Origin of the sequence: Paenibacillus polysaccharolyticus, assembly GCF_023714295.1 — a bacterium.
GTDB lineage: Bacteria > Bacillota > Bacilli > Paenibacillales > Paenibacillaceae > Paenibacillus > Paenibacillus polysaccharolyticus_A.
On the sequence record NZ_JAMAUN010000001.1, the window covers coordinates 785,346 to 805,046 of the forward strand.

The following is a 19,701-nucleotide window of genomic DNA, read 5'->3' on the forward strand; positions in this document are numbered from 1 at the left end:
AAGCGAGAGTCCAATATTGCCCGTATTGCGGAGCGGAAGAACCAAGTGATTATTCATACTCAAGAGTCAAGGAAGGAGCGGAACAACATGAATAGACAACAAATTGAAGACAAGACAAGTGAGTGGCTTGCGGCACTTAGGGATATGAAAGAGAACGGCGTCATTTCATCCGTCCAATACGATGCCCAGCAGCGGAACGTCAAGGCATGGTGGTATGACCGAAAAACGGAGCTTGAGGAAGGAGCGGATAAGCATGATTAAGTGGGACAATTACAACGTAGTATGCACGATGATGGGCAATATCGTCATAGCCAAAATGAAGAACAACAGCAAGTTCCCGGTTATAGCAGATAAGAGCGATGACAAGACGAGCGAGGTTATCCAAGCGGTTTATCGGCACATGCGCGGATCGTTTGAACAAATAAAGGCTGAAAACAGCGAAGTGAACTCAGTGGTTCTCACGTTCGGAGATGGAGGGCAATTGATATACAAGCCGGGTGGGGAAGGAGCGGATACAGAATGATAGAGTGGCGTAAATACAAACCGACAGACCGGAGCATACCAAGTCATGTTCCACACCTTATAACAGACGGCAGTAACACATGGATTGGCTATCACGGTAAAGTTGTTAACCGTTCAGAATACAGATGGTACGACGACAATGATCCTATGTGTTTGCCTATAACACACTACGCACCTATCAACCTACCTGGGGAGGAAGAAGCATGAGAGAGATCAAATTTGACGCAATCTACACGCCAACCGGAGAACACTTTGTGCCACACACTATTGATTTTAACAACAGAACAGTGATCGGAGATTGGGATGGGGAAGTGAAGGCATGGTGCCACTTCTCATTGGATGGGGAGTACGGAGATGTAATTCTGAGGCAGTACACCGGACTAAAGGACAAGAATGGAAAAGAGATATATGAGGGAGATATCCTGAAAGACGTTATCTCCCAAAACAAATCAGTACTCGTAAATACTATTATTTTTGAACATGGAGCATTTAAGCATCACTTTCATAATGAATGGACAGCCAAGCTTAGAGGAAGCGACAAGGTCTATATGTTCGGCAATACCTCTATAATATTCGAAGTCATCGGCAACATATACGAGAACGCAGATCAGTTCCCACACTTACTAGAGGGTAGGGATGAAGCATGAAGGATGACGAGAAGCGATTTTTGATAGACATCTACAACCGATGCCACAATGGATACCTAAAAAAAGACGGGATAAGCGTAAAAGACTTAGTCCAGGAAGAAGTGTTTTATATCAACCACAAGCGTGCTTATACGTTGCTTGAAAAGTGGTCACGTAAGGGTTGGTACGAATATGGAGTGAGCGTTCGGGTTGGGTGGTTGCAGCCGGAGGGAATAGCAAAAGCAAAAGAACTTATCGCGCAGGGTAGGGAGTCTATACCCAAGGAGGATACAAAGGGATGAAAAACTATCTAGAACTACTACAAGACATATTAGATAACGGCAAGCCCAAGGGTGATCGGACCGGCACAGGAACGTTATCTGTGTTCGGACGGCAGCTGAGATGGGATTTATCAGATGGATTTCCTCTTATAACAACGAAGAAGATACACCTGCCGTCTGTGGTGCATGAATTACTTTGGTTCCTGAGCGGAGATACCAATATCAAGTATCTGCAGGATAACAAAGTGAAAATATGGGATGACTGGGCGGACGAGAATGGAGACCTTGGACCGGTGTACGGTTCTCAATGGCGTACATGGGAAGCGCCTAACGGAGAAAAGGTTGATCAGATACAAGCGGTAATTGATTCTATCAAAAACAATCCGGACTCAAGGCGGCATCTTGTGTCTGCCTGGAATGTAGGAGTAATACACCAAATGAAACTGCCACCATGCCACTTTGCATTCCAGTTCTACGTGTCAGAAGGGAAGCTATCCTGCATGCTGACGATGCGTTCAGTGGATTCGTTCCTCGGCCTAGGTTTCAATATTTCCAGCTACGCATTACTGACACATATGATTGCACAGCAATGTGCTTTGGAAGTAGGAGAATTCATATGGTCTGGTGGAGATGTACACATTTACAACGATCATATGGATCAGGTCAAAGAGCAGTTGACACGCGAACCTTATCCACTTCCAAAACTGCACATCAAACGTAATCCTGAGAGCATCAACGATTACGTATACGAGGACTTTGAATTTATCGGGTATAAACATCACCCAGCTATCAAAGCCCCTGTATCGGTGTAAGGAGTGTTCATATGGACGAGATAAAAGTAAACGCCAAGACAGTGTGGGTCTGGACGGATCTGGCGCAACAGAAAAATCCAAATCATTCGAAGGCCGGCATACCGATTTGGCATCACTACCAGATTACGGCGCCTAAAAAGTGGTTAGATGACGGATTGATTATAGATTCAACAGATTTTGTGAAAGAAGGACAGACAACTATATTCGATTATATGTAAAAGGGGAGAAAAAGCATGGTTATGGCTCAGCTTAGTCCAGAATTAAGCGTCATTGATTTAGGAGAGGCCAGCGTACTCAATTATCAAAAGTCACGCAAAATAGCGGACAGAGCATATGATCGAGCTAAGGCAAGCGAGAATGAAGCCGATAAAAAGGTAATCTCGGGCATGGTATCAGATTGTGAATTTGTGATTGAGTGGTTAAGTACCGGAAGGCGTCCAGGTAACAAGAGAGGTATAGAGCGCAGGGCTGCGTATCAGCGAGAGAAATTGATGGACCCACTAAAGATGCAGGCATATGTCCAAAAAGGCAATGCGGGTAGCCCAAGCAACCTTAGTGACTGGGAAAGGTTCCAGATCGAGGATGCGCTGACGGGGTTGAGTGAGAGGGAACGAGAGTGCTATGTATTATCACGAGGCGAATGTTTCTCTTACAACGATATCGCAATGATGTTAGACATTAAAAAATCCAGTGTGAAGGAATATGTAGAGAGGGCACAGAGTAAAATATCCAAAAACCTGCAAAATAGCCTGTTTTTATAATATAAAGCATTTAAAAAGGTTGAATTTTGTCCTACTGAACGCCACCTATAGGTAGATAGTATATAAAATACTATCTCCATAGTTTTTTCCTATGTGTATCTATGGTGGAATTCAGGTCGCCCACCTAGATTATCAGGGATCTGAAGCTTGTCATAATCGCTTGAGGGTTACGCTCAGCTGCGTGGCTTGAGGTTATGAGGGGCAAATAGGGAATGCCGCATAGGTGTGGGACGACGCTTCCAGTCGTGGGCGGCACCAGCGATTGACCATGGGTTAGGTCGCTATGATGTGGTGGCGGAAGATAGACGCGGATAAGTCCGTTACGCAAACAAAGGGAGCAGGCGAATAGCCAAACAGCAAAGTTTGCATGCAAGGGTGTGAGTCCCTTGCCCACATCAACAATAACATCGTGTATAATAACCCCAAAGGAGGGAATGCGATGGAAAACATTGATTTAAGTCAATACCGAGTCAAAGAGGTAATTCAACCAGAAATTGAACGAGATGTATTGGATGATAGGATGGATCAAATATATCCAATAATGCAAGACCGAAGCATCCCGGAGAAAAATAAAGTACTGCTTCAACAAGAATACAATCAACTCATGGACAGGAAGGTCAAGAAAGTATTAAGCGGCCCACTGCCTACGATGGTGCTGGAAAGAAAATAAGAAAAGAGAGAGTGACGGTTAAACGCCGTTGCTTTTTTTTTATAAAAAAAGACCGATCATTAACTAATGACCGGCTGATATTTATCATTTTGATAAGTAAAGCAATAGACCGCGAATTCTTTCTTGCTTCTCTTTTTCTTCTTTTTCTTGATTTTTAATCATTGTACGAATCAGGTTACCAAGACTATCCTCTTGTAAGACTGATTTAAGAAGAATGTTGAATTTAGGGTTATAATTTTTTACTAAGTTTGATTCAATTGAATCTCTTTTTAATTTGTTGTTTTCGGTTAAATAGACGAAATTCATAATTTTACCTTTAAAGTGAGATTGCGAATCTTGCAAATGTTCGTTTATTCTCCGACGAAGGTTGTTAGATTGGCCGACATACAAAACGGAATATTTTCTCCCGCTAGGGTTGCTAAGCAACATGTAAACTCCACCAGTCTCAGGAGTGAAAACGTTGGACCAATCAGTAAAAATTTGCGGCGAAGAAAAGTTCATTTTTCCACCCCCTTTTTGAACAAGATGATTATACCATAATAAAACTATATATAGTATATATGTGTTTCTATTAAATATTATACACCGATATGTTGTATTTATACTCTTTATTAAATCACTTAAATTAGATGGTAAGAGTAGGCGTATTTTATGCGCTTGGTCGCTGGTTCGAGTCCAGCAGTGAGTATTAACCAAAAAATGAAAGGTGGCAGTGTATGTTATCAAGGTTTAGGAATGCAAAAACTAACCGTGACGTTACTGTCTCAGACGAGAAAAGACTACCAGTTGCGACAACAACGCCTGTAGACGTAGTGTTGGCGGATAAAGTATCAAACGCTGGATCGGCGGTTTATGCCGCAGAGGTAAGTAAAACGGTAACACTGGAATTTTCGGGTTCAACAGACACTGTTACGTCATCTCTAACATTTCAATTGAAGGGACCAAGTGGTAAGGGAATAGCGATTGAAGGTATTCGTTTGACCGCGCCTACAGACGTTGTGACATCTGGCAAGTTGGGTGAAGTGGTATCATTCTCGGTCCCAGCAGGATTTACACTTGTAATCAACTACACCAAGCCAAGTACAGGAACATTGTCCATTAAGGGTATGGTGGAGTAGATGAGTGATTTGTCTTCAGTTGCATTTTCGAAAGCAAAGAAAGCGAGTCGTGGAGTTCTGCCATATGGATTTGCTGAACAACAATCACGCAAAGGGTATATACCGCAGTTTGATAAAGTGAAGGGCGATCCAATATATACAGCTGCAATGGCCGGAACAAATTCAATGTATTGGTTCAGAGCCGTTAAGGTAGAGGGATTAATCGAAAATCCTAAAGGTAAATATTACGCAACGTTCTCTACGAACCATGATGCACGTGGAGGCATAGGGCTAGCTTATTCAGACGATCCCAAAGGTCCGTGGGTAAAACATGGTGAGGTATATGTGGATACTGTTGTTGGTAACTCAACGGAAACGCCGTTTGTGATATACAACGAAAAAGAGAAGCTATTCTTCATGTATTACCAGCAATCAGGTGCCGGAATAAATCAATCCACACTTTTAGCGACCTCTGTAGACATGTTGACATGGACGAGGGTTGGTATTGTGTTGGATAAACCTCCGGGATTCCCAGGTGATGGACATACTGGCTATTTCGCATGCTTTATTCTGGGTGATAAGTGGATAGGCTTCTCTATCATGGGCGGAGGAGACTTTGGTCGTAAGGCTATATGGTATTCAAACGATGGACGCGATTGGGTTGTTGATCCCCGGACGATGCTTGGCGGAAATGATGCCACACTGACAGCTGGAGAGAACTTTTCACGCTCTAATGCTGGAGTATTTGAATACCGAGGACGTTTGTGGTGGGCTGGTATGATGTCTGCTTATGCTTCAGGAGGAGTTACCACGGTGGCGAGGCCAGCAGTAGCGCTAATAAGCGAAAACATGCGTCAGCTGCTTCATAGACCTATGGACATTAACTTCCCTCCTCAATCCTGGGAGACAACAAATATGCAATCCATGATGGTATCTGTTATTGATGGCATAGTTTACATCTATTATGTAACAGATAAAAACGTTGGCGTTGCTTACAGTGTGGAGGTGGACCTATGATGCGTGGTGCTGACGGTTCGCTTATTCCATACGGTAAGGTGTACAAGGAACTCAAAGCGGACTTCCTGACAGGGGCATTACCAACTTGGTTAGAAACAGTTGGAACAGTGTCATATGAGCCATTGCCGGACAGAGGCACTATCACAGTCGCCACAGCAGCGACAGCAGGTAACTCGGCTGAACTTAAAACATCATCATTATTTGATACAACTAAAGTAACGGCAATCCAATTCACGTTGGAAGCATTACAACTTAACGGAAATATATCAGTTTCAGTTCAAGTAGGGATAAAAAGCGTGGACAGCAAGGCTGGGATTACATTCTTCCATAACGTTAACCAAGCTAAAGCGTTCATACGGGCTTATAAAGCAGACGGGACATACACGGACTATGAACAAAAGATGGCCCTGTTTACGGTAAACACAGCTGGTGATGAAGGACAGAACAGAAAGAACTTAACCCTAACGCTGCTTACAGGATTACATTGTCCGGTTGGGATGGAAAGGCCTGCTGCTTACTTGTCGGCTGATGACCAATTTGGTGGTCTGGCAGATCTGAGAGGTGTTTTTACTCATGGACAGGTTCAATGCATAGCGAAGATCACAACAAGCGTTGCTGAATCCAAATATATTAAGTGTTCTCAAGTAAAAGTAGGGCTATGGAGTAACTAACCGTAATCTAAACCCGAAAAGCCGAGAGGTGACGGTGAAGTAAGGTACACGGTATAAGGAGGCGGTAACTTTGGTATTACCCGTAGGAGGGAAAAGTGGAAAAGCTAATAGTCCGCAGCATCCTTTTTATGTGTTGATGGTTGGTGGTAGTGGCGAAAACGGAGAAGATCCAGCGGCTGAGATTATGGAGATGCTCAAAAGCAACTCTGTCAGAACAAGTGATTTGCCCCTAAGGATTGTAACGCAAACTCCGGACGGGCAGCCGGGATATGATTACGTGGATATGGAAGCTGGCATTGAGGGATTCATAACAGTTAATGGCGGCATGATATCCATCCGTAACATGAGCATGGATGAGACAATCTATTATGCTCCGGAATCAGGCAAAGGGGATAGAGGCATACCGTTGCTACCGCGTAACGCATCTCGAATTATGGTGTTCGATGAAAACGTATATATCTACGCCAAAGCTGATACCAGAGTGCATTACACCTTCTTGGAGGTGGTATAGATGCCTTTTGAAGAAGACTCGATGCCTGTGGGTCCAATGGGACCGCCCGGTCCGTCTGGCAATGATGGACCTCCGGGTAAAGATGGTAAGGATGGAAAAGATGGATTGCCCGGCATACAAGGACCAGAGGGGCCAAGGGGTGAACGAGGTCCAGCAGGAGACATGACACAAGAAGAACTTGAAGCGGCTATAGGCAACATGCCTGAGTTGAAAGGTGCTAAGGGTGATCAAGGGCCGCAAGGGATACAAGGATTGCCAGGACGAGACGGTAGAGATGGACAGGACGGTGCCAATGGTATCGGCCTTAATTTCCGTTGGGACGGGACTAACCTTGGAGTAAAGCGTGATGACCAAGCCGATTTTGATTATCGCGCTTTACAAGGTAGTCCAGGACAGCAAGGAGTAAAGGGTGATCCGGGAGAACAAGGACTAAGAGGTGAAGTTGGTCCACCCGGTCCGCAAGGTGTTGAAGGCAAGCAAGGTCCTAAAGGAGAGACGGGACAGACTGGACCGCAGGGTGTACAAGGACAGACAGGACCTAAAGGTGACCCGGGAGATAGCCGCATCAAGTTTGCTAAGACGATAGATGTCGCTGCGCAAACGACAGGATCGTTTACACTTCCAGTAATCAACTTAGGAACATTTGCAACTAGGCCGGTGGTATACACAGCCATTGAAGCGCTAAATGGTAGTTATGACGAACCAAGATGTGTTATCGGTGGTAATGCCACAAGCGGATGGACACTCACTGTAACGATCGTAAACCGCAAGACGAGCCTTGATATCAGCTTGGGTGCATTACTCAACATAAGCTTGTTAGGATCATCTATACCAGCTTTAAAGCTACATGTGATTGCTTGTGAGCCAGTATGATTGGGGGATGAAGAATGAGTTCTATTTTTATATTCTCCATCTTTCTGACAATCTCAATAATTATGGAAGTGCGGTCTAATCGAGACGAAGACTATTTTGATTGATATATAAAGGAGGTATAACCTATGAATCTAATCGAGACAGAAAAAATGATTTCAAATGGCATCAGACGTACAGAAGAAGAAGCAGAACAGTTTAACAGAGACTACGAAGCAGCTTCGCAACGTATTCGTGATACCAAATGCAAGATGAAGAGACATGAGTATCTGTTGCGAGACAGACGATTAGGTAAACCTCCAGATAGGAGTGATACAAGGTGAATGTGAATCGCAACCTTAAACTATTACTCCTGAAGTTAGGAATGCAAGGACATGATGTATCTTTAATACAAGAACAGCGTTATTCCAAGGAATATCGTAGTGTTTATTCACGATACAAACTAACTTTCTGGAAAGAAGGCACTAAGATTAACAAAAAGACTGGTGAAGAGAAGGAAGTGAGAATACCAGACACTTATGAATTTAATAGTGCCATTGATCTGTTGAAGTATATGGTGGTGAGAGCAAATGAAGGAGCAACATAAGGCGTTCGCAGACTATTACATTGAAACCATGAATGGTACTGAAAGCTACAAAAGGGCATATCCGAATTGCAAAAAGGATGCAACGGCTCGAGTAAATGCTAGCAAACTACTAGCAAACCCTAACATTCAGGAGTATATAAAAGAAATACTGGAATCAAAGGATGCTGAACGAATAGCCAACCAAGACGAGGTATTGATTTATCTTACTCAGGTTATGCGCGGTGAGGTCAAAGATCAGCTTGGGCTTGAAACTCCAGTTAAAGAGCGGAATAAGGCGGCTGAGTTGCTTGGTAAGCGATATGCGCTGTGGGTAGATAAGCAAGAGATAAACGCGTCCGTAACGCCTGTGTTTGTAGACGACATATCCGGTGATGGCAATGGCTAAAAAGCTATCAGAGTTCATCCCGAAGGCGTTTCATGACACATGGAAGGCTGCTATGGACCCCGATATCCTTAACGTTGTGGAAAAGGGTGGTCGTGGATCTGGTAAGTCATCGGTCAAAGCGCACATTGTTACACAATTATTGATGCGTTTCCCTGTGAATGCGGTAGGAATACGTTATATCGACAACACGATTGAACTTTCGATATTCGAACAGATGAAATGGGCCATCAATGAGCAGGAAGTGTCACACTTGTTCAGGATCACTAAGTCGCCAATGCGTATCACTTACATTCCTCGTGGTAATTACATGGCCTTCAGGGGCGCACAGAACCCGGAGCGGCTTAAATCACTCAAGGATTCAAAGTTTCCGTTTGCGATTGGTTGGATTGAGGAATTAGCCGAGTTCAAAACTGAAGAGGAAGTAACGACCATAACCAACTCCTTATTACGTGGAGAATTGGGCGATGGTCTTTTTTATAAGTTCTTCTTTACGTACAACCCGCCGAAACGTAAGCAATCGTGGGTGAACAAGAAATACGAGACTGTATTCCAGCCAGAGAATACGAGAGTACATCACTCAACGTACCTGGACAACCCGTTTATCTCCAAGGCATTCATAGCTGAGGCCGAAGCAACAAAGGAACGCAATGAACGGCGTTACAATTGGGAATATGGTGGTCAAGCGATAGGGAGTGGCGTTGTGCCATTTGATAATTTGAATTTCCGTAAGATCACGGATGATGAAATAAAAACGTTCGATAACATTCGACAAGGCAATGACTGGGGTTATGGTGTTGATCCGGTGGCATTTGTACGCTGGCACTATGACAAGACACGCCGCAAGATATACGCCTTGGATGAGGTGTATGGCGTTAAGTTATCGAACCGCGAACTGGCTGAGAGGATCAAGAAGAAAGGCTATGACACTCAGACAACTATCGCTGACAGCGCTGAGCCTAAATCGGTTGATGAAATGCGTCTGCAGCTTCAATGCCGGTTCAAGGGAGCGAAGAAAGGCCCTAACTCAGTAGAGTATGGCGAGAAGTGGTTGGATGACTTGGATGAGATTGTAATAGACCCAGCTCGTACACCGAACATCGCACGAGAGTTTGAGAACATTGATTACCAGACGGACTCAGATGGAAATCCACGGGCTAGATTGGATGACAAAGACAATCACACCATCGATGCTACGAGGTATGCGTTTGAGGATGATATGAGACAGCCTGGAATCTCGTTTGAGTAACAAAGGAAGGAGGTACTGAATTGAGTACAACGCAGGACATCATCAGAATGCTTAGCGAAAACGCACCTCTAACCAATAAAGAGATTGCTATTCAAGAAGTTTCAGAGTTTAAAAACAGCATAAAAAGAACGAATATGATACTTGGTCAAGCTTATTACGAGAACAAGAATCAAATTCTGGATAAGGTAAGAACTGTTATTGGCGAAGGCGGAGTAAGGACGGAAATAAACAATCTAGCCAACAACAAACTGATTCATGGTTTCTTGAAGAAGTTGGTTGACCAGAAGACGGGATACTTACTTTCTAAACCATTCAGCCTACAAACTGATGGGCCTGATGACTATCATGAGAGGCTGACGACATACTTTGATAAGAAATTTCAGAGGACGTTAAAGAATCTTGGTAAGAATGCTATAAATAAAGGTATCGCTTGGCTTCAAGTTTATTACTCCGAAGAGGGTTTGCTTTCGTTTAAGATCATACCCAGTGAAGAGATCGTTCCTTTGTGGAAAGACAATGCACATACGGAGTTGGATGCAATAATTAGGTTTTACGAAATTGTGTACTACGAAGGAAAAAAGAAGAATAAAGTCGAGGTTATTGAGTATTGGGATACTAAGGGTGTACTTCGATTCACACAAGACCCTAAAACGAATCAATACCTTGAGTTTGGGGAGTTAGAGAGTCATTTCCGGTATGTTGATAAAGAGAAGAATGATCATCCTTATAACTGGGATCGCGTCCCTTTCATACCTTGGAAATATAACGATGAAGAACAACCCTTAATCGCAATGATTAAATCACTTGTAGATGACTATGACAAACGGCTTTCTGAGAATGCTGACAACATAGAAGATATGCCAAGCAGTATATTGGTGTTGAAAAACTATGGAGACGGCAAATTGGAAGACGCACGACGTAATATTGCTCAGCTCCGAATGGTTCGCACAGAAGGAGATGGCGGTCTTGATACAATATCTATAGACATCGACACAACGGCCTTGATTAATCACATATCGGAAGTCAGAAAGAGTATTTATGAATTTGGCAGAGGGGTAGACACTCAGACTGATAAGTTTGGCAACAACCCTTCAGGAATCGGACTAAGGTCTTTATATCAAGATCTGGATTTGGATGCAAATACTATCGAAACGGAATTTCAGGATAGTTTTGAGCAACTGCTTTGGTTTGTGGATGAAGATATAAGCGCTCAAACTGGTGTGGATTATTCAGAATATGAAGTGACGTTGATTCTTAACCGCGACATTTTGATCAATGAGACGGAAGCTATTACCAATGTGAAAAATAGTGTCGGTTTGATTTCGGACGAAACAAATCGTGCTAATCACCCTTGGGTAACCGATCCATTGGAAGAAGAAAGACGTATAGAGAAGGAACAAAAAACAGCCATGGAGCAATTCGCTTCAGGGCAATTTGCGTTTGGTCAGCAGCAAGAACAGCCAGGCGGTGGTGAGGATGAATGAAGCCACAAACTTACTGGGAAAAGCGCACTGAGCAAGTTGTAAATCATCAGTATGCTAAAGCTGATGGATACCAAGCCAGGATAGCCAGAGAATATCAGTTTGCGACTAAATCAATTCTGAAGGATTTACGCGAGTGGTATTACAGATTCGCTAAGAATAATGAAATATCATACGCCGAAGCCCAGAAGTTGCTTAATTCAGACGAGTTGGAAGAGTTCAAGATGACTCTACAAGAGTTCACAGCGATGGCTAAAGGCAATCTGGATGGCACATGGACGAAGCAATTGGACAATGTGTACATTAAGACCCGTGTAAGCCGGATAGAAGCGCTTCTAATCCAACTTCAGCAGCAAGTCGAGGTATTGGCAGCTAATCAGCAAGCCGGATTCGCAGTGAACCTACACAACATTTACACCGATACCTATTACCGCAATATCTTTGAGATCCACAAGGGTTTGGGTGTAGGGCTTTCCTTTGCACAGGTTGATACAGCTACAGTACAACGGATCATTGCAATGCCTTGGCTGGGTAAAAACTATAGCTCACGTATTTGGGATGATCGAGACAAACTTGCCCGTGAACTTCAACGTACACTCACACAAGCAATCATTCGTGGTGATGGTATCGAGGAAATGACTCGTGTTATCTCTGCGCGAATGGAAGTTGGGCGTAGCGCGGCCGAGCGTTTGATTCGAACCGAGAGCGCTCATGTGATTGAAGAGGCGTCATTCGATGGGTATAAGGCGAGTGGATTGGTTGAGAAGTATAAGATACTTGCTACGCTGGACAAAAGAACATCTGAGATATGCCAAGGTATGGATGGCAAGGTGTTCCCGTTAAGCGAAAAGAAGGTGAATGTTACTTATCCGCCTTTCCATGCTAATTGCAGAACAACCACAACTGTTTACTTTGAAGATGATCCAATCAGCACCCGGGTAGCTCGAAACTCAGCAGGTAAGACAATCACCGTACCCGGCAGCATGACTTATTCGGAGTGGAAACAGGAATATGGTGTTGATATAAAAGAGGTCGAAGCCGTAGCGAAGAAGAGCAAGAAGAAACCTTCGCAGTCTGGTAGACAACTTGAGTTTACCGAATACGAAATTATTGATTAGGAGTGATAGCATGGCAGACAAACTTTACGAGAAACGAATTCAGGTACGGGCTATGCAGTTCGAAGGATATCCCTCTTCTGATCCGATGCATATTTACGATGTCAACATGTTTGTGCAAATACCAACCTCGTTGAGCTTTACCACTACGGGAATTGTACTTCGAATTATTTTCAGCGAAATGAATGTGCTTGAGGTGAGAGTTGGTGAATACATCGTCAAGGATGCAACTGGTAAGATCACGAAGATGACCAAAGCAGCGTTTGAAGCGGAATATACAGAAGTGACTGAATGACCAGACTGTGGCTAAATGTTGCAGTCTTTTATTGTGCCGTCCTTTTGGTATTGCGGACGTTAAAGAACAAGACATCACCGGACGCGACCGGGTTAACAAGCGAAGATGAATAATTGGAGGATAACAACGTGAACAAAGAACAATTTATCGCACTCGGATTGAGTGAGGAATTGGCTGAGAAGGCCGCTACAGCTTCAGCAGATGAGTTGAAAGGTTTTGTGCCAAAGGCTCGATTCGATGAAGTCAATGAGGCAAAGAAACAAGCAGAGGGTGGTATTGCTGAACGCGACAAGCAAATTTCTGATCTTGGCAAGACAGCCGGCCTGAGTGAAGAGTTCAAAAAGCAGATCGAGACGCTTCAAGGCGAGAACAAAGCGGCTAAGGAACAATATGAGGCGGACATGAAGGAACTACGTCTTAACACAGCATTGAAACTGTCCTTGAGCGGTCAGGTACACGATCCGGATATCGTGGCAGGGCTGTTGGACAAAACAAAAATTGAATTGAATGAGGATGGCAGTGTTAAAGCCGGACTCGAAGACCAAGTAAAGGCCCTGTCTGAGAGCAAGGCTTTTTTGTTTGTCCAAAAAGAGGATGGTAAGCCAGCATTTAAAGGCGCTAAGCCAGCTGAGGGAACACCTCCAGGTCAAGGCGGCAACGATAAGCCAAACTATGGCAAACAGGCAGCGCAAGCTAGAACAGTTGATTCCAAGTCTCTTAACGATGCAAGAGAATCATATTTCAAATAATGGAGGTACGACTATATGAAATACACACAAACAAGTTATGGCAACACAAAGAAAATCACTAAGTTCATTGATCACTATGTTAACCTCGCAATCACTGTAGACGACACAGGGGTCACGGCAAATGCAGAAGGCAAGAAAATCGTACCTGCTGGAACCATCATGGGTGGTGGCGTATTGGCGAGTGAAACGGTTAAGGCAACCGCAGTAAACGGTACAGGCTCAGAGGGCGTACTTTTCTATGATGTCGACGTTACTTACGGTCCGGCACCAGGCGCTCTGATGATTCATGGATTTGTTGATTTGGATAAGATCCCAGCAGCACCAACTGCCGATGCTCGTGCAGCACTGAAACAAATCACATTTTTGAAATAAGAGAGGATGAACATAAATGCCAACTATTTTTGATCTAGTAAAAGCCGAGGAAATCGCATCATATTATCAGGAGACAAATTCTAATCGTATCCCTTACTTAGGTGAAACGCTTTTCCCGCCAGACAAAAAGCAAGGGCTTGATCTGAGTTGGATTAAAGGCGCTGGTGGCTTGCCAGTATCGTTGATGCCGTCAGCATTCGATGCCAAAGCAACTATCCGTGACCGTATTGGTTTGGATCGCGTTGAAACTGAAATGCCATTCTTCCGTGAAGGTATGAACATTGGTGAGAAAGAACGTCAGGAATTATTCAAATTATTGGATACAAACAATTCTAATTACTATCAACCTTTGATTACTCGGATTTACGATGATCGTGCGACATTGGTAAGTGGTGCACAGGTTGTACCGGAGCGTATGCGTATGCAACTTTTGTCTACTGGTACTATTTCTATCGTTGCAAATCGTCAGAATTATACGTATGACTACAAGTTCAACCCCAACCACAAAGAAACGTTGCTTGGTGATGATCGGTGGAGCCAACCAGACTCAACGCCGGTTCAGGATATCCAACGTTGGTTAGACCTGATTGAGGATGAAACAGGCACGCGTCCTACTAGTGCGATTATGACAAGAAAGACATTCAACTATTTGATGGTTAATGCTAGTATTCGTCTGGATATGAATCCGATCGGCGGAACGAACATCATTTTGACAGATTCTATGTTGCGCCAGTATATTCAGGCAAAACTGGGCGTTAATATCGCTGTTTACAACAAACAGTACAAAGATGAAAGCGGAGCTTCTCGCTTGTTCTTCCCTGATGATGTTGTTACTTTTATCCCGGAAGGGAACTTGGGGACCACGTGGTACGGTACAACTCCAGAAGAGGCTGACTTGCAAAGTGGTGCGACTGACGCACAGGTGAGCATTGTTGAAACTGGTGTAGCCATCACAACAATCAAAGAACCACACCCGGTTAACGTAAATACCATTGTGTCCGAGATCGTGCTGCCATCGTTTGAGAACATGGACAACATCTTTATCGCAACAGTCAACTAAGCGGAGGGGCTTGCCTCTCCCTCTAAGGAGGGTAACACATGAAGGTTAAATTACTGAAAGGCATCAAATACAACAAACAGCCTTATAAAGCTGGTGAGGAAATCGAAGTTGAATTGAAAGATATCGCTGAGATGATTGCTAAAGGCGTTGTTTCTGAGGATACAGAGGTTCCTGTTGAAGACAAAACACCGGCAGAAACCGACATTAACAAAATGAAGGTTGACGAACTTAAGGAATATGCAGAGAAAAACGGTATCGACCTTGGGGAAGCAACAAAGAAAGAAGAAATCCTGAACGTTATCAAGGAAGCTGAGGCGGTAGCCAATGCAAATACTACGTCTTAAGGCTGAACGTGACCTAATCATCGCAGAGGTTAAGCGCCGGCTCAAACTGGATGTGAACGATACCGAACACGATTACCTCATTGGCACCTACGTTGATGAGGTCGGTTTGCGTATCATGAACTACTGCAATATCTCCGTTATCCCGGATGAACTCTCATATGTATGGGTGGCTATGGTAGCCAGTGCATTAAGCACGGAGCAAATCAATGTCCTGCGCCCTCCTGTTGCTCCTGTAGAGGCTTTTGAAGTCAAGATAGGAGATACATCTATCAAACCAGCATCAGCGGCTACAGCGGCACCTGCTACGCCTACGGTTGCGGTGATTGATGATGTCCTGAGAGATTATCAAGGTGAATTGAATGCGTTCCGTAGATTGAGGTGGTAGTATGATTCCTTATTATGCAAAGTATCGCCAGCGGTTGGAGACGACTTATGAAGATAGGGTAACGGTCATGCGGTATGGAGAGGTCGAATTACCGGGATCAGGAGAAATAGTTCTTGGTGAATACCCTGTCCACACGAATGTCCCTTGCCGCATATCCCAAAAGGCGCTCGGCGCAAACGATCAGATGGAGACGGTCAATAACATTGCCTATGAAACGAAAATGTTCATTTCTCCAGATGTGGAGATTAAGCAGGGAGACAAATGCAGTGTAACTCGTGGGTTTGTGACCAGAGATTACACATCAGGTGAACCATTCCTTTATCCCACTCATCAAGAAATCAGCTTGCAACGAGAGGATGAGGCCTGATGGCTAAACTCGGCAAGTTTGAATTTGGAGAAATTGAAAGATTGGCAAAGGGCATGAAGCAAGTTGTGGATAATCGTGTTATTGAACGCTGGATACGCGATTTGCTTCTTGAGCTTGCCTATCGAGCAGAGGGTAAGATAAAGCGAAAGACACCAGTTGATACAGGAGACCTGAGAAGAAGATGGACAGTCGGGAATGTGGAGCGCCGCGGGGATGCCTACGTTGTTGAAATAACCAACAACCTCGAATATGCCTCCTTTGTTGAATATGGTCACCGTACCGGCAAGGATCTGACCGGGTGGGTCGATGGTCGGTTTATGGCTACTATATCCATGAAAGAGATTGAGCGGATGTTGCCGGGATATATCGAAAAGAAGCAAGTTGAATTGCTTGAAAAAATAATGGGCGGAAAGGTGTGAAGCCGTGAGGGGAGTAACAATCAACATCATCCGTGACGGTGTGCTCTCAATCCTAACCCAAACCTTCCCAAACATCAAAAGGTATGGTGAAGAAATTAAACAAGGTTTTACGGAGCCTTGTTTTTTTGTGAAGTTACTTCCAGTGGAGCATACCAGAGAGTTAGGAAGAAGGTTCAGAAGGTATCACACTTTTGATATACATTACTTTCCGGCGGGTGACCGTAAGAACAATGCGGCTCATGACATGGCTGAGAAACTTTATGACCTATTCCGTTTCATCACAATTAACCAAGATCAGTACATGGTCACTGGTACCAATCACGAAGTAATAGATGGCGTGCTTCACTTCTTCTTCGATATCAATTTCATGGTGTGGGAAGAAGCGGCGAACGATCCGAAGATGAGGGCTTTAGCACAGGAGGGATGGCTCAAATGAGCAAAGCGGAAGAAACAAAAACTATTGCAAAAGCAGAAGCTGCAGTTTCGCGTTATTCGAAACAACAACTGATTGCTGCTAAGCGATTCGTGGCTGCCGACAAGGACATCCTTGCGGTTACGCTAGATAACAATACCACATACACGCTAGACGAAGCAAAACTGGCTGTACAGGCCTTTAAAGACAAGGAGGTTAAATGATGGCTGGAGGAACGTGGACAACACAGAACAAAGTCAGACCTGGTGTATACACCAACACAGTGAGTCAGTCGCGCCCCATCGGTTCAATCGGTGAGCGCGGTATTGTAGCTTTCCCTGCGCCGCTACCATGGGGGCCAACTGGGGTTATCAAAATCACAGCTGATGAATTCCAGGACAAGGCATTACCTTTGCTGGGTTACAGAGCGACAGATGATGCCATTCGTCATATTGCGGCGGCTATGGCTCATGCCAACACACTGCTGCTTTATGGATTGGGAAGACAAGGATCTGTTAAAGCAACTGCTACAGTTGGGAATTTAACGGCAACGGCTAAATACGGTGGTTTGCGCGGTAACGATCTTAAAGTGGTCATCCAGGAAAGTTTGGACGTGGCTGGAGCGTTTGATGTGTATACGTTACTGGATAATGAAGAACTTGATCGTCAGACTGCTGCAACTGTCTCTGGTCTGGTAGCCAACGATTATATTGATTGGAGCGGTACAGGTGCAATTACTGCAACAGCTGGGGCCAGCTTGACAGACGGAGCTGCTGGTACACTTACAGGCAATGAATACTCGGATGCGCTCACTGCATTTGAGGCAGAAGATTTCAATGTTCTTGGTATCCCGTCAGACGAAAGCACAGTTAAGCAGCTTACAGTGGCTTATACTAAGCGGTTGCGTAACGATGGGAAGAAGTTCACAACAATGGTTATCGGATACCCACAAGCGGATACAGAAGGTGTGACGAGCCTTAAAAATGGAATCATCACTGATGACGGCCTTACTGTTCCGGCTACGTCTCTCATTTGGGAAGTAGCAGCTATGGCAGCGGCTGCTCGTGTTAATCAATCACTTACCAACACTGACATACCGAATGCAATTGATGCATACCCAAAATACACGAATGCGGAAATAATCCAAGCCCTAAGTGATGGGGAGTTGGTTATCTCCATAAACCAAGGGCGTGTAGTGGTTGAACAGGATATTAACACATTGACCACCTTTACACTGGAGAAACGCAATGAATTCCGTAAAAATCGAGTACTGCGTGTACTCGATGGTATTGATAACGATCTGCAGCGTATTTTTGGTGAATTCTACCTTGGTAAAGTCAGCAACAACGCCAATGGACGTAACCTATTTAAGAAAGAGGCAATCAATTACCTTACAAACCTTCAAAACATTGAAGCTATCCAAAATTTTGATTCCCAAACGGATATCATCGTTGCGCCTGGTATTGATTCAGATGCAATCACCATCGATCTGTATATCCAACCGGTGGATAGCATCGAAAAAATCTACATGACGGTTACCGTCCGATAAGGAGGATTAAAAATGGCATTTTTCCTTGAGAAAGACGCAATTTCAGGCAAAATGGCAACAGCATTTGCTACGATCAACGGGCAAGTAGAGGAATTATTCTACGCCAAATCGATCGAGGCAACGATTGAAATGAATAAAATCGATGTTCCGGTTCTAGGAAAGACTAACGTGCCTCAACGTCCTGCTGGTTGGAGTGGTTCTGGAACACTGACTGTATATTATGTATCATCACTTTTCCGTCAAATGATCAGGAATTATGTGAAAACAGGTGAAGTTACTTACTTCGATTTACAGATCACCAATGAACAACCTGGTTCTGACGCAGGGAAACAGACAGCGGTGTTGCTTGGTTGTAATATCGACAGCATCATCGCAGCAAGGTTCGACGCAACAAGTGACGATATGCTGGACGAAGAAATGCCGTTCACATTTAATGACTACGATCTGCTCGACGAATTCAATCAATTATCCTAAGGAGGAACATATAAATGAGCTTACAAGAATTCCTGAACAACAATCCAGTTGACAATATCACCGCTGAGGTAGCCGTTTCCAAACGATTCACAGATAAAGATGGAAAGCTAATGTTGTTCAAAATTAAACCAATGACTGAACGAGAACATAATGAACTGGCTAAGAAATCAACCACCGTTAAATCCAGAGGCAAAACGGAAATAGATACTCGTAAGTTCAACGCATCTGTGGTGATCGATAATACTATTTATCCGAATTTTAAAGATGCGGAGAGTATTAAGGCCATGGGAGTAACTTCCCCTGAACAGTATTTAGGTAAAGTTCTGTTATCTGGTGAGGTGGCAAAGCTGGTTGATGAGATTTCTAAGTTATCCGGTTTTGATACTAGCATGGAAGACTTGGTTGAAGAGGCAAAAAACTAATTCAGGAGGGTGACGGTGATGCAAACTATGCATACTATGCCCTCCATGAATTTAATATTCTTCCTGGGGTGTTTATCAATTTACCTCGGGAAGAAAAAGCTTTTGTTATCGCGGCAATTAATGTGAGGATTGATAAGGAGAAAAAAGAAGCCGCTAAAATGAAACGCAAATGACAATTAATCCGTACGATATGGTAAGATAG

At 44.0% G+C, this 19,701-nt stretch carries 33 protein-coding genes; 32 read left to right on the forward strand and 1 reads right to left on the reverse strand.

Annotated features, from left to right (window positions below; genetic code table 11):
* Positions 1-87: 87 nt before the first annotated feature.
* From M3629_RS03690 to M3629_RS03725, 8 genes are all read left to right on the forward strand, one after another.
* On the forward strand, positions 88-261 hold the full coding sequence (locus M3629_RS03690; protein WP_251502936.1) for a hypothetical protein: 174 nt from the start codon (positions 88-90) through the stop codon (positions 259-261).
* Positions 254-523: a hypothetical protein gene (locus M3629_RS03695; protein WP_251502937.1), complete on the forward strand. Its 270-nt coding sequence runs from the start codon at positions 254-256 to the stop codon at positions 521-523. The genes M3629_RS03690 and M3629_RS03695 overlap by 8 nt, the downstream gene beginning before the upstream one ends.
* Positions 524-725: 202 nt before the next feature.
* On the forward strand, positions 726-1,169 hold the full coding sequence (locus M3629_RS03700) for a YopX family protein (protein ID WP_251502938.1): 444 nt from the start codon (positions 726-728) through the stop codon (positions 1,167-1,169).
* Positions 1,166-1,450 carry a hypothetical protein gene (locus tag M3629_RS03705; RefSeq protein ID WP_251502939.1) on the forward strand — a complete coding sequence of 95 codons (285 nt, stop codon included), beginning with the start codon at positions 1,166-1,168 and terminating at the stop codon, positions 1,448-1,450. Before M3629_RS03700 ends, M3629_RS03705 begins: the two co-directional genes overlap by 4 nt.
* The gene (gene thyA / locus M3629_RS03710; RefSeq protein ID WP_251502940.1) at positions 1,447-2,241 is read left to right on the forward strand and encodes a thymidylate synthase; all 795 of its coding nucleotides are present in this window, start codon (positions 1,447-1,449) and stop codon (positions 2,239-2,241) included. Before M3629_RS03705 ends, thyA begins: the two co-directional genes overlap by 4 nt.
* Before the next feature lie 11 nt (positions 2,242-2,252).
* Positions 2,253-2,459: a hypothetical protein gene (locus tag M3629_RS03715; RefSeq protein ID WP_251502941.1), complete on the forward strand. Its 207-nt coding sequence runs from the start codon at positions 2,253-2,255 to the stop codon at positions 2,457-2,459.
* A gap of 21 nt (positions 2,460-2,480) precedes the next feature.
* Entirely contained in the window at positions 2,481-3,002 is a 522-nt protein-coding gene (locus tag M3629_RS03720) for a sigma factor-like helix-turn-helix DNA-binding protein (RefSeq protein ID WP_435368192.1), read from the forward strand.
* Between the two features lie 439 nt (positions 3,003-3,441).
* A complete protein-coding gene (locus M3629_RS03725) occupies positions 3,442-3,672 on the forward strand; it encodes a hypothetical protein (protein WP_251502943.1) in 231 nt (76 codons plus the stop codon).
* A gap of 84 nt (positions 3,673-3,756) precedes the next feature.
* On the opposite strand, the gene M3629_RS03730 is transcribed toward M3629_RS03725, so the two are convergent.
* Positions 3,757-4,173 (reverse strand): GIY-YIG nuclease family protein, encoded by a 417-nt coding sequence (locus M3629_RS03730; RefSeq protein WP_251502944.1) that lies wholly within the window; start codon positions 4,171-4,173, stop codon positions 3,757-3,759.
* Between the two features lie 215 nt (positions 4,174-4,388).
* Here M3629_RS03730 and M3629_RS03735 point away from each other — a divergent pair, with 215 nt between their 5' ends.
* The 24 genes from M3629_RS03735 (at position 4,389) to M3629_RS03850 (ending at position 19,499) form a co-directional block, all read left to right on the forward strand.
* Entirely contained in the window at positions 4,389-4,790 is a 402-nt protein-coding gene (locus M3629_RS03735; protein ID WP_251502945.1) for a hypothetical protein, read from the forward strand.
* The gene (locus M3629_RS03740; RefSeq protein ID WP_251502946.1) at positions 4,791-5,786 is read left to right on the forward strand and encodes a hypothetical protein; all 996 of its coding nucleotides are present in this window, start codon (positions 4,791-4,793) and stop codon (positions 5,784-5,786) included.
* Complete coding sequence (locus tag M3629_RS03745) at positions 5,783-6,457, forward strand: hypothetical protein (RefSeq protein WP_251502947.1); 675 nt, start codon at positions 5,783-5,785, stop codon at positions 6,455-6,457. Before M3629_RS03740 ends, M3629_RS03745 begins: the two co-directional genes overlap by 4 nt.
* A gap of 70 nt (positions 6,458-6,527) precedes the next feature.
* Positions 6,528-6,968, forward strand: a complete 441-nt coding sequence (locus M3629_RS03750) for a hypothetical protein (RefSeq protein WP_251502948.1) — start codon at positions 6,528-6,530, stop codon at positions 6,966-6,968.
* A complete protein-coding gene (locus M3629_RS03755) occupies positions 6,969-7,841 on the forward strand; it encodes a collagen-like protein (protein WP_251502949.1) in 873 nt (290 codons plus the stop codon).
* A 125-nt stretch (positions 7,842-7,966) separates the two neighbouring features.
* Entirely contained in the window at positions 7,967-8,161 is a 195-nt protein-coding gene (locus M3629_RS03760) for a hypothetical protein (protein WP_251502950.1), read from the forward strand.
* Complete coding sequence (locus tag M3629_RS03765; protein WP_251502951.1) at positions 8,158-8,424, forward strand: hypothetical protein; 267 nt, start codon at positions 8,158-8,160, stop codon at positions 8,422-8,424. The genes M3629_RS03760 and M3629_RS03765 overlap by 4 nt, the downstream gene beginning before the upstream one ends.
* Complete coding sequence (locus tag M3629_RS03770) at positions 8,408-8,809, forward strand: terminase small subunit (protein ID WP_251502952.1); 402 nt, start codon at positions 8,408-8,410, stop codon at positions 8,807-8,809. Before M3629_RS03765 ends, M3629_RS03770 begins: the two co-directional genes overlap by 17 nt.
* Positions 8,796-10,055 carry a PBSX family phage terminase large subunit gene (locus M3629_RS03775; protein WP_251502953.1) on the forward strand — a complete coding sequence of 420 codons (1,260 nt, stop codon included), beginning with the start codon at positions 8,796-8,798 and terminating at the stop codon, positions 10,053-10,055. The genes M3629_RS03770 and M3629_RS03775 overlap by 14 nt, the downstream gene beginning before the upstream one ends.
* 20 nt (positions 10,056-10,075) lie before the next feature.
* Complete coding sequence (locus M3629_RS03780; protein WP_251502954.1) at positions 10,076-11,539, forward strand: phage portal protein; 1,464 nt, start codon at positions 10,076-10,078, stop codon at positions 11,537-11,539.
* A complete protein-coding gene (locus M3629_RS03785) occupies positions 11,536-12,654 on the forward strand; it encodes a minor capsid protein (RefSeq protein WP_251502955.1) in 1,119 nt (372 codons plus the stop codon). Before M3629_RS03780 ends, M3629_RS03785 begins: the two co-directional genes overlap by 4 nt.
* A 10-nt stretch (positions 12,655-12,664) precedes the next feature.
* Positions 12,665-12,946 (forward strand): hypothetical protein, encoded by a 282-nt coding sequence (locus M3629_RS03790; protein ID WP_251502956.1) that lies wholly within the window; start codon positions 12,665-12,667, stop codon positions 12,944-12,946.
* A 128-nt stretch (positions 12,947-13,074) separates the two neighbouring features.
* Positions 13,075-13,695, forward strand: a complete 621-nt coding sequence (locus M3629_RS03795; protein ID WP_251502957.1) for a phage scaffolding protein — start codon at positions 13,075-13,077, stop codon at positions 13,693-13,695.
* Positions 13,696-13,710: 15 nt separating this feature from the next.
* Complete coding sequence (locus tag M3629_RS03800; protein WP_251502958.1) at positions 13,711-14,067, forward strand: hypothetical protein; 357 nt, start codon at positions 13,711-13,713, stop codon at positions 14,065-14,067.
* A gap of 16 nt (positions 14,068-14,083) precedes the next feature.
* The gene (locus tag M3629_RS03805; RefSeq protein WP_251502959.1) at positions 14,084-15,127 is read left to right on the forward strand and encodes a major capsid protein; all 1,044 of its coding nucleotides are present in this window, start codon (positions 14,084-14,086) and stop codon (positions 15,125-15,127) included.
* A gap of 38 nt (positions 15,128-15,165) precedes the next feature.
* Positions 15,166-15,471: a hypothetical protein gene (locus tag M3629_RS03810; protein ID WP_251502960.1), complete on the forward strand. Its 306-nt coding sequence runs from the start codon at positions 15,166-15,168 to the stop codon at positions 15,469-15,471.
* A complete protein-coding gene (locus M3629_RS03815) occupies positions 15,452-15,856 on the forward strand; it encodes a DNA-packaging protein (RefSeq protein WP_251502961.1) in 405 nt (134 codons plus the stop codon). Before M3629_RS03810 ends, M3629_RS03815 begins: the two co-directional genes overlap by 20 nt.
* A 1-nt stretch (position 15,857) precedes the next feature.
* Positions 15,858-16,223 (forward strand): ABC transporter ATP-binding protein, encoded by a 366-nt coding sequence (locus M3629_RS03820; protein WP_251502962.1) that lies wholly within the window; start codon positions 15,858-15,860, stop codon positions 16,221-16,223.
* Positions 16,223-16,642, forward strand: coding sequence for an HK97 gp10 family phage protein (locus tag M3629_RS03825; RefSeq protein ID WP_251502963.1), 420 nt, complete (start codon positions 16,223-16,225; stop codon positions 16,640-16,642). The genes M3629_RS03820 and M3629_RS03825 overlap by 1 nt, the downstream gene beginning before the upstream one ends.
* Before the next feature lie 4 nt (positions 16,643-16,646).
* Positions 16,647-17,078 (forward strand): phage tail terminator family protein, encoded by a 432-nt coding sequence (locus tag M3629_RS03830; protein WP_251502964.1) that lies wholly within the window; start codon positions 16,647-16,649, stop codon positions 17,076-17,078.
* Complete coding sequence (locus M3629_RS03835) at positions 17,075-17,278, forward strand: hypothetical protein (protein ID WP_251502965.1); 204 nt, start codon at positions 17,075-17,077, stop codon at positions 17,276-17,278. Before M3629_RS03830 ends, M3629_RS03835 begins: the two co-directional genes overlap by 4 nt.
* On the forward strand, positions 17,275-18,603 hold the full coding sequence (locus M3629_RS03840; protein WP_353056719.1) for a phage tail sheath C-terminal domain-containing protein: 1,329 nt from the start codon (positions 17,275-17,277) through the stop codon (positions 18,601-18,603). Before M3629_RS03835 ends, M3629_RS03840 begins: the two co-directional genes overlap by 4 nt.
* 12 nt (positions 18,604-18,615) lie before the next feature.
* Positions 18,616-19,077 (forward strand): phage tail tube protein, encoded by a 462-nt coding sequence (locus tag M3629_RS03845; protein WP_251502966.1) that lies wholly within the window; start codon positions 18,616-18,618, stop codon positions 19,075-19,077.
* A gap of 14 nt (positions 19,078-19,091) precedes the next feature.
* Positions 19,092-19,499 (forward strand): phage tail assembly chaperone, encoded by a 408-nt coding sequence (locus M3629_RS03850; RefSeq protein ID WP_251502967.1) that lies wholly within the window; start codon positions 19,092-19,094, stop codon positions 19,497-19,499.
* The last annotated feature ends 202 nt before the right edge of the window (positions 19,500-19,701 follow it).